8 protein-coding genes are annotated in these 7994 nt (G+C 42.2%); 7 read left to right on the forward strand and 1 reads right to left on the reverse strand.

Going from position 1 to position 7994, the window contains the following annotated elements; all coding sequences use genetic code 11:
• Positions 1 to 238: 238 nt before the first annotated feature.
• The 4 genes from B3J29_RS11280 (at position 239) to B3J29_RS11295 (ending at position 4453) form a co-directional block, all read left to right on the forward strand.
• Positions 239 to 580: a DMT family protein gene (locus B3J29_RS11280; protein ID WP_004780323.1), complete on the forward strand. Its 342-nt coding sequence runs from the start codon at positions 239 to 241 to the stop codon at positions 578 to 580.
• A 196-nt stretch (positions 581 to 776) separates the two neighbouring features.
• Positions 777 to 1289, forward strand: a complete 513-nt coding sequence (gene purE, locus B3J29_RS11285; protein ID WP_004780321.1) for a 5-(carboxyamino)imidazole ribonucleotide mutase — start codon at positions 777 to 779, stop codon at positions 1287 to 1289.
• A gap of 28 nt (positions 1290 to 1317) precedes the next feature.
• The gene (locus B3J29_RS11290; RefSeq protein ID WP_175966531.1) at positions 1318 to 2439 is read left to right on the forward strand and encodes a 5-(carboxyamino)imidazole ribonucleotide synthase; all 1122 of its coding nucleotides are present in this window, start codon (positions 1318 to 1320) and stop codon (positions 2437 to 2439) included.
• A gap of 718 nt (positions 2440 to 3157) precedes the next feature.
• Positions 3158 to 4453 carry a lytic murein transglycosylase gene (locus tag B3J29_RS11295; RefSeq protein WP_217706277.1) on the forward strand — a complete coding sequence of 432 codons (1296 nt, stop codon included), beginning with the start codon at positions 3158 to 3160 and terminating at the stop codon, positions 4451 to 4453.
• A gap of 102 nt (positions 4454 to 4555) precedes the next feature.
• Here the strand turns inward: B3J29_RS11295 and B3J29_RS11300 are convergent, their stop codons facing one another.
• A complete protein-coding gene (locus tag B3J29_RS11300; RefSeq protein ID WP_005233064.1) occupies positions 4556 to 5683 on the reverse strand; it encodes an anhydro-N-acetylmuramic acid kinase in 1128 nt (375 codons plus the stop codon).
• A 63-nt stretch (positions 5684 to 5746) separates the two neighbouring features.
• Between B3J29_RS11300 and tyrS the strand changes: the two genes are divergently transcribed.
• The 3 genes from tyrS to B3J29_RS11315 form a co-directional block, all read left to right on the forward strand.
• On the forward strand, positions 5747 to 6979 hold the full coding sequence (gene tyrS / locus B3J29_RS11305) for a tyrosine--tRNA ligase (protein WP_161792066.1): 1233 nt from the start codon (positions 5747 to 5749) through the stop codon (positions 6977 to 6979).
• A gap of 498 nt (positions 6980 to 7477) precedes the next feature.
• Positions 7478 to 7711, forward strand: a complete 234-nt coding sequence (locus B3J29_RS11310; protein ID WP_175966533.1) for a hypothetical protein — start codon at positions 7478 to 7480, stop codon at positions 7709 to 7711.
• A 45-nt stretch (positions 7712 to 7756) separates the two neighbouring features.
• Positions 7757 to 7994, forward strand: a 238-nt coding sequence (locus B3J29_RS11315; protein WP_286965536.1) for a transposase, incomplete at its 3' end; no start/stop codon positions are given.

The raw sequence follows: 7994 nt of genomic DNA on the forward strand, positions 1-7994 counted from the left end.
CTTCACTCCATTTTGCCTGACACATCACTTTGTACTGGTGCTGTTGCCATGATTTATTCGATTTGCAAGCAACGATAGCAAGGCTTTGACCGAAAAGATAGTCAAAGTTCAAGCATTCCTGCGGGATTTTTTAAATCCTGTTTCACAGACAAATTCAGGGAAATTTTCAAGCTTCCGGAATATCTTTTGGCAAAATAAATCGTAAAATAAGCCCGAACTTTTTGCAGAGTGCATGCAGATGCTACCGGCTCTATTTCTTCTGGTGATTGCTAACTGTTTTATGACCTTGGCCTGGTATGGACATCTCAAATTCCTGCCGCATGATGCACCGCTGTGGCAGGCGATTTTATTTAGCTGGGCCATTGCCCTGTTTGAATATAGCTTGATGATTCCAGCGACTAAATTATTAGCCCAACAGGGACTGGCGGTGGGTCAAATGAAAATTACCCAGGAAGTCGTCACTCTACTGGTCTTTGTTCCCTTTATGATCTTCCTGTTCAAACAGCCGTTTAAACTGGATTATCTATGGGCGGCGCTATGTCTCTGTGGTTGTGTCTATTTTGTATTCCGCAGTTCCTGAAATCATCTACTAGCCACTACTTCCCTATTTTTATTCTAGTTTTTAAGAATCCGCTAAAAAATAAGAAAAATCGAGCCTTGCTTTGACCGTTAAATTTTATGAAGCTGAAAAATCAGTCTATAATATGCCTTCCTATTCAAGCTTGGCTCTCTCGTCGAGATTTATCTTTCTTACTCTAATCTCTGGAAAATTTGCAATGAATGCGGCTGCTGCACAAGATACTCCTCTCGTAGGTATTATCATGGGTTCTCAATCAGATTGGGCAACTCTCGAACACACTGCCAAAATGCTCAAGCAGCTTGGTGTCCCATTTGAAGCCGAAGTCGTTTCCGCACACCGTACCCCGGACCGTCTGTTTGAATATGCTGAACAAGCGCGTGATCGTGGTATTCAGGTGATTATTGCCGGTGCAGGTGGTGCAGCGCATTTACCAGGTATGTGTGCAGCCAAAACTGATTTGCCAGTACTAGGTGTACCCGTCAAATCTTCGATCTTAAATGGTGTCGATTCATTGCTTTCTATCGTGCAAATGCCAGCGGGTATCGCCGTAGGAACATTGGCGATCGGTCCTGCCGGTGCAACCAATGCAGCCATTATGGCAGCACAGATTTTAGGTTTAACCCGTCCAGAGATCGCAAAAAATGTCGCAGATTTCCGCGCGGCACAAACCGAGAAAGTCGCAAGTAACAATATTCCAGGTCAAATGTAAGTCCAAGCTTAATACGGGATCAAATACAATGGATAAAACCATCGGTATTTTTGGTGGCGGCCAGTTAGGTCGGATGATGGCACAAGCCGCACTACCTCTAAATATTCAATGTACGTTCTTTGAAGCCAATACGGACTGCCCTTCTGCGGCTTTAGGTCCGGTTTTCTCCACCCAAGCTGTAAATGGCTTGCAGGACTTTATCAATAGCGCAGATGTCTTTAGCCTGGAGTTTGAAAATACACCATTGGCTGATATCGATGTTTTAACGCAAAACAAAGATCTGCATCCACCACGTCAGGCTTTAGCCATCGCACAGCATCGTCTGTCTGAAAAAGCCCTATTTGATGAACTGGAAATTCCGGTTGCACCGTATAAAGCGGTAACTTCACTGAAAAGCTTGCAGACGGCCGTGGCTGAGCTTGGCTTGCCGATCGTGCTAAAAACCTCTCGTGGTGGCTACGATGGTAAAGGTCAGTTTGTTTTACGTTCAGCCGATCAAATTGATCAGGCTTGGGCGGAACTCGGCCCTGCTGGTGAACTGATCGCAGAAAGTTTTGTGACTTTCTCGCGTGAAGTATCGATCATTGCGGTACGTGGTCAAAATGGTGATGTGAAAACCTGGCCATTGGCTGAAAATCATCACCACAACGGCATCCTGTCGCACTCGATTGTTCCGGCACCCAATAGCGCGGATCTGCAACCAGTCGCGCAGGATTACATCACTCGCCTGCTGAATCACTTGGATTATGTGGGTGTATTGACTCTTGAGCTGTTTGTGACAGACAAAGGCCTGTATGCAAACGAGATGGCACCACGTGTGCATAACTCAGGTCACTGGTCGATTGAAGGCGCTGTTTGCTCGCAGTTTGAAAACCATGTTCGTGCGGTCGCAGGTCTGCCACTGGGTTCAACTGAAGTGGTGCGTCCAACCGTGATGGTAAACATTATCGGTCAGCATCCCAAATCTGAAGATGTCCTGGCTTTAGAAGGCGCTCACTTGCATCTATATAACAAGTCAGAGCGTGAAGGTCGCAAGATTGGCCACATTACTTTGATGCCCACAGACAGCGCTCAGCTGACCACTTTATGTCGTCAACTGGCGAAGATTTTGCCAAATCCGCTGGCATTGAGCGAAGATATGACCATCTAAGCTCTAAGCTGCTGATAAAAAAAGCGATCACTTCGGTGATCGCTTTTTTATTTGTCCAGATTCAGGCATGATTGCGCCTCTTTAAAAATCCCTTGCCATTGGGCGGATCATTTTTAAAATCAATTGCTTGTAAACTGATCAATTGAGTATAAATACAATAATTTAATTTGCTGCTATTTTGAGCTGAATTCTAGGTTATTCACTTGTGGATAAACTTAACATTAAGTTTGAATTTAAAACTGGAAATAGATTTTGAATTTAAATTCATAAAAATAAATTCAAATTTAAAAATGAACTTTGAATTTAAACTTCGCTGCTTAAATTTAAATTCAAAAATATGAATTCAAATTTAAAAGCTGATTAATGAATTTAAAGTTTTGAATTTAAAAATAGGCACTCCTAATAAAAATGAATTCAAAATAGAAATGCTATATACCAGAAGCCTTTGGTTGATTGGAAAGTTCTGATCTAAAGACAAGTTATCCACAATCATTTTTTAAATTCAAAAGTGTTTTCCTGAGTTTTGAATTTAAATTTAAAAATAAGCTTAATTTGAATTTAAAATGAGTTTGTGGATAAGTTTTTTAAATTTAAAAGCTACAAAATGAATTCAAAAGTGTAGGAATTATGAATTTAAATTTACGTATTGGCGCTTTAATTTTCATCATGAACTGCTAAGGTAGAAACATAATTCAAAATCTAAATATTTAAGGGTCTTATGCAACGGCTTGCACTTTTTGTTGGTTCTTTGGTTTTAGCTGCTACACAGGCACAGGCAGAACTGATTATTAATGGTCAGCGTGTGACATCAACGGATATGTCTTCTATGCCGAGCAGTCCGGTCAATTATGCGTCCCAAAATAATTTTCAGAATTGTCTTGCCAATTTGCGCAGTCAGGCGATTGCACAAGGCGTAAGTGGTTCAACCTACGATCGTTATACGCAAAATTTAACACCTGATTATTCTGTGATTGAAAAGTTGAATTATCAGCCTGAGTTTTCGACCCCAATCTGGGATTATCTGTCCGGACTGGTGGATGAAGAACGTGTACAGCTGGGTCGACAAAAACTGCAGCAACATCGTGAGGTATTAAACCGGATTAGCGCAGCCTATGGAGTGCCGGCGGAAACGATCGTAGCCGTATGGGGTGTAGAAAGTAATTTTGGAGATATTTCCGGAAAATATCCTTTATTACAGGCCTTAGGTACTTTGAGTTGTGAAGGTCGTCGTCAAAGTTATTTCCGTGGTGAGTTCTTTACCACCATGAAATTGCTGCAACGGGGTGATGTCTATGAAAACCAATTAAAAGGTTCGTGGGCAGGGGCTTTTGGTCATACTCAGTTTATGCCATCGACTTATGATGAGCTGGCGGTTGATTTTGATGGGGATGGTCGTCGTGATTTAGTCGGCAGTATTCCTGATGCACTGGCTTCTACAGCCAATTTCCTGAAAAAACGTGGCTGGCAGACTGGCCAACCCTGGGGCTTTGAAGTAAAAATTCCACAAGGTATGTCTGTTGCAGGCGAAGGCCGACGCAATAAAAAATCACTGAGTAGCTGGATGAACCGTGGTGTGGTGCGTGCTGACGGTACTCCGCTATTACAGGGCAATTTATCAGAATCTTCTCAGGCTGGCTTATTGGCACCTGCAGGCGAAAATGGACCGGTATTTTTAGTCTTTAAAAACTTTGATGCTATTTACAGCTATAATGCAGCAGAAAGTTATGCTTTAGCGATTGCACATTTATCTGACCGCTTACAAGGTAAGGGAAGCATTCGGGCAGCTTGGCCAACCGATGATCCAGGCACGTCACGTGCGGAACGTCGCGAGATCCAGCAATTCCTATTAAACCGTGGCTATGATATTGGTGAGGTAGATGGTCTGATTGGGGATAAAACTCGTCAGGCGATTCGTCAGGAACAAAGCCGTCTGGGTTTAAGCCCGACCGGTCGGGCAGGACAGCAAATCCTGCGTGCATTTAGAAATGAAAATGCCAAACTAATGATGCGTTAGGAAGAATTTAGACATGATCTAAATATGGTTCTTCATCATAAAAAAGGTCTGCAAATATGCAGACCTTTTTTATAACTATATATAGTGAGCTTAAAGCTGCTTTTATACAGAGGTAATCGTACCTAGAACGCGATAACCGGATGCGCCTGTCACAGCCGGCAGATTGCCGCTGAGTTGATTCATAAAACGCATCGCCAGCCAGGCAAAAGCCGTGCCTTCCACCCAAGTCGGATTTAAGCCAAGGTCGGCTGTGGTTTGTACGCTCCAATGATGTTTACGCAAACGCCAGCGTAACTGTTCCAATAAATGTGAATTATAGGCACCACCACCACAAACATAAACTTCACCGGTATCCAGGCCGGAACGGTAAATGGCTTTTTTAATCGCACGGGTCGTGAGCTTCATTAAAGTAGCTTGCACATTCTCTGGTGTATCTTCAAGTTCATCATATTGAAGATCATTGCGCCAATCAGCAATCTGTTCATCCAGCCATTCCAGATTAAAGTCTTCGCGGCCGGTACTTTTAGGTGGCTCTTTTGAGAAGAACTCATGTTCCTGTAAACGGTCCAATAAGCTACGGATTGGTGTGCCATAAGCTGCCCAGTTACCATTTTCATCAAAAGGCTGGCCGGTATAACGCTGACACCAGGCATCCATCAGAATATTGGCAGGGCCTGTATCAAAGCCATAGACCTGATCCGATTGACCTGCCGGCAGAATACTCACATTGGCAATGCCGCCCAGATTCAGAATCACACGGTGAATACTCTCATGCTGGAAAATATCTTGATGGAAAGCGGGGACTAAAGGTGCACCTTGGCCGCCAGCAGCCAGATCGCGACGACGGAAATCGGAAATGACCGGAATCTGGGTGATTTCAGTAATGATATTTGGATCACCAATTTGCAGGGTAAAGCCATGTTCAGGACGATGCCGGATGGTCTGACCATGCGATCCAATTGCCTTGATTTGCGATTTGTTTAAATTATTTTCTTCAATCAGCGTATTGATGCCATGACCAATCATCTGTGCCAGTGCGACATCGGCTTTGCCCATGCGGTCGATTTCATTGTCATCTGGCAAAGTCAGTGCCATCAGTTCATCACGAAGATCGGGATCAAAAGGCAAGGTGAGGGTAGCATGAAGCTGAAGTGGATCAAAAGAAGCAGCAACAATATCGACACCATCCATGCTTGTGCCGGTCATTACCCCAATATAGATCGCTGTCATGATTATTCTTAAGCCTGCAATGTGCTGAAAAAGTGTTAGTATATCGCACAAATTGAATAACTGATGTATTTGGATTTTGTGATGTCAAATTTCCTGCCGGCTGAAGAACAACTTGCCCTCATCCAACGAGGCACCCACGAAATTATTTCCGAAGAAGACCTTCTGAAGAAATTAAAGCAGAATCGTCCTTTAAAAATTAAAGCGGGTTTTGACCCAACTGCACCGGATCTGCACCTAGGTCATACAGTTTTAATCAATAAATTAAAAGTATTCCAGGACTTGGGTCACGAAGTGTACTTCCTGATTGGTGACTACACTGCGATGATCGGTGACCCGACTGGTAAGAGTGCAACCCGCCCGCCATTGTCACGCGAGCAGGTACTAGAAAACGCAAAAACCTACCAGGAACAAGTATTTAAAATTCTTGATCCAAACAAAACCAAAGTCGTGTTTAACTCGGAATGGTTTGCACAAAAAACTGCAGCTGATTTGATTCAATTGGCATCACAACAAACAGTTGCACGTATGTTAGAGCGTGATGACTTCACCAAGCGTTATAACAACCAGCAACCGATTGCGATTCACGAATTCTTATATCCACTGGTTCAAGGTTATGACTCAATTGCTTTAGAAGCTGACGTGGAGTTAGGGGGTACAGACCAGACCTTTAACCTGTTGATGGGCCGTACCCTGCAAGGCCGTTATAACCAGGAAGCGCAGGTATGTATCACTGTGCCAATTCTTGAAGGTCTGGATGGCGTGAACAAGATGTCTAAATCTTTAGGCAACTATATTGGTGTATTTGATGCACCGGGCGCGATGTATCAGAAAGTCCTCTCTATGCCGGATTCATTGATTGAGCGTTATTTCGATCTGCTTAGCTTCAAATCTATAGAAGAAATTCAAGGCTTGCTGAAAGAAATCGAAGAAGGCCGTAACCCGCAGGAAGTGAAACGTATTTTGGCGCTGGAACTGGTAGAACGTTTCCATGGTGCTGAAGCCGCTGCACATGCGCATAAAGGTGCAGGTAATATCATTACTGAAGGTGAACTGCCAGAAGGTACGCCAGAAGTGACCATTTCACGTGGTGAGTTTGGTGGTGAGATCTTCATTACTTCAATTTTACGTGAAGCTGGCTTAACCAAAAATGCTGCTCAAGCTAAAGATGCCTTAGGCCGCGGCACTGTAAAAGTGGACTGGAAACCGGTTGATGCGTCTTTTTCTGTGAAAGAGAACGTAACTTTAATTATTCAGGCCAGCAAAAAAGCAATTGCAAAAGTGACCTTCGTTGACTAAGGCTGGTTCTAAGTTATTGAAATAAAAGCAGGCTTCGGCCTGCTTTTATTTTTTAAGTTGTATATGAATTATATAAATATAGAAATTCAAAAAAAACCTTATAAAAACAACATTTAAATTTTGCCATTTGGCTTGCATTTCTGGTTTTTTGTGTATAAGATTTATTCGTCTAGAGATTCCGTGAAAAGCATATCTAGAGGGTAATGATCAATAACAGACAACTCCATAATTGATCAGATCTCTAAGTAAAGAGACAAGTTAATATAATGTGAATAACTATAATAATGACATAATGGATCGGGTAAAGATTCAATTCTAAGGAAGAGATTTTGGGAGAGATCTCTTCCTTTTTTATTGGTGTTGTCTGGCTATATGTTCAATCTTCAATATATTCAAAACAAAGATGGATGAATCAGCTGGAATTCAGGTTAAATCCATGGTGAGATGCATGAATCATTTTTGAATCTCAATCTATCTATAAAAAGAAAGGTAAATAAGGTGTATCAATACCAGACTGAACAGATGTTTGATGAAGACATTGATTTCATTTTGCGTTTTCTCTTCGAATATGAATCTGCGGAGCAGAAACAAAAATCTTTTGATCAGGTACAGGCCTTATTTCAGCAATTAGATCTTGCCTCCTACTATTTACTCTTTTCATTAGTCAAAGAACGTCTGCCACGTCGGGCCAAATTATTAGGGTGTGTTGACACTTTTAGCTTAAAAAAATAGCGAAGTAGTAAAATCAAATCGCCAAACCCAATTTTACTATTCGCTATGCCTCGTACCATGCTGACAGATCAACACTGGCAAAAGTTGAAAGTTATTCTGCGTAATTTATCCATTCACCACAACTCAAATTTACGCAATTTTATTGAAGCTATTCTCTATAGAATTAGAACAGGCTGTCCGTGGCGAGATATTCCTTGCTGTTTTGGTCATTCAAACTCTATTTTCAAACGTTTTAATCGTTGGTCAAGCAGCGGTAAGTTTCTTAGATTATTCAAATTACTAG

The sequence above is a fragment of the Acinetobacter sp. UBA5984 genome, from assembly GCF_002429925.1.
GTDB lineage: Bacteria > Pseudomonadota > Gammaproteobacteria > Pseudomonadales > Moraxellaceae > Acinetobacter > Acinetobacter variabilis.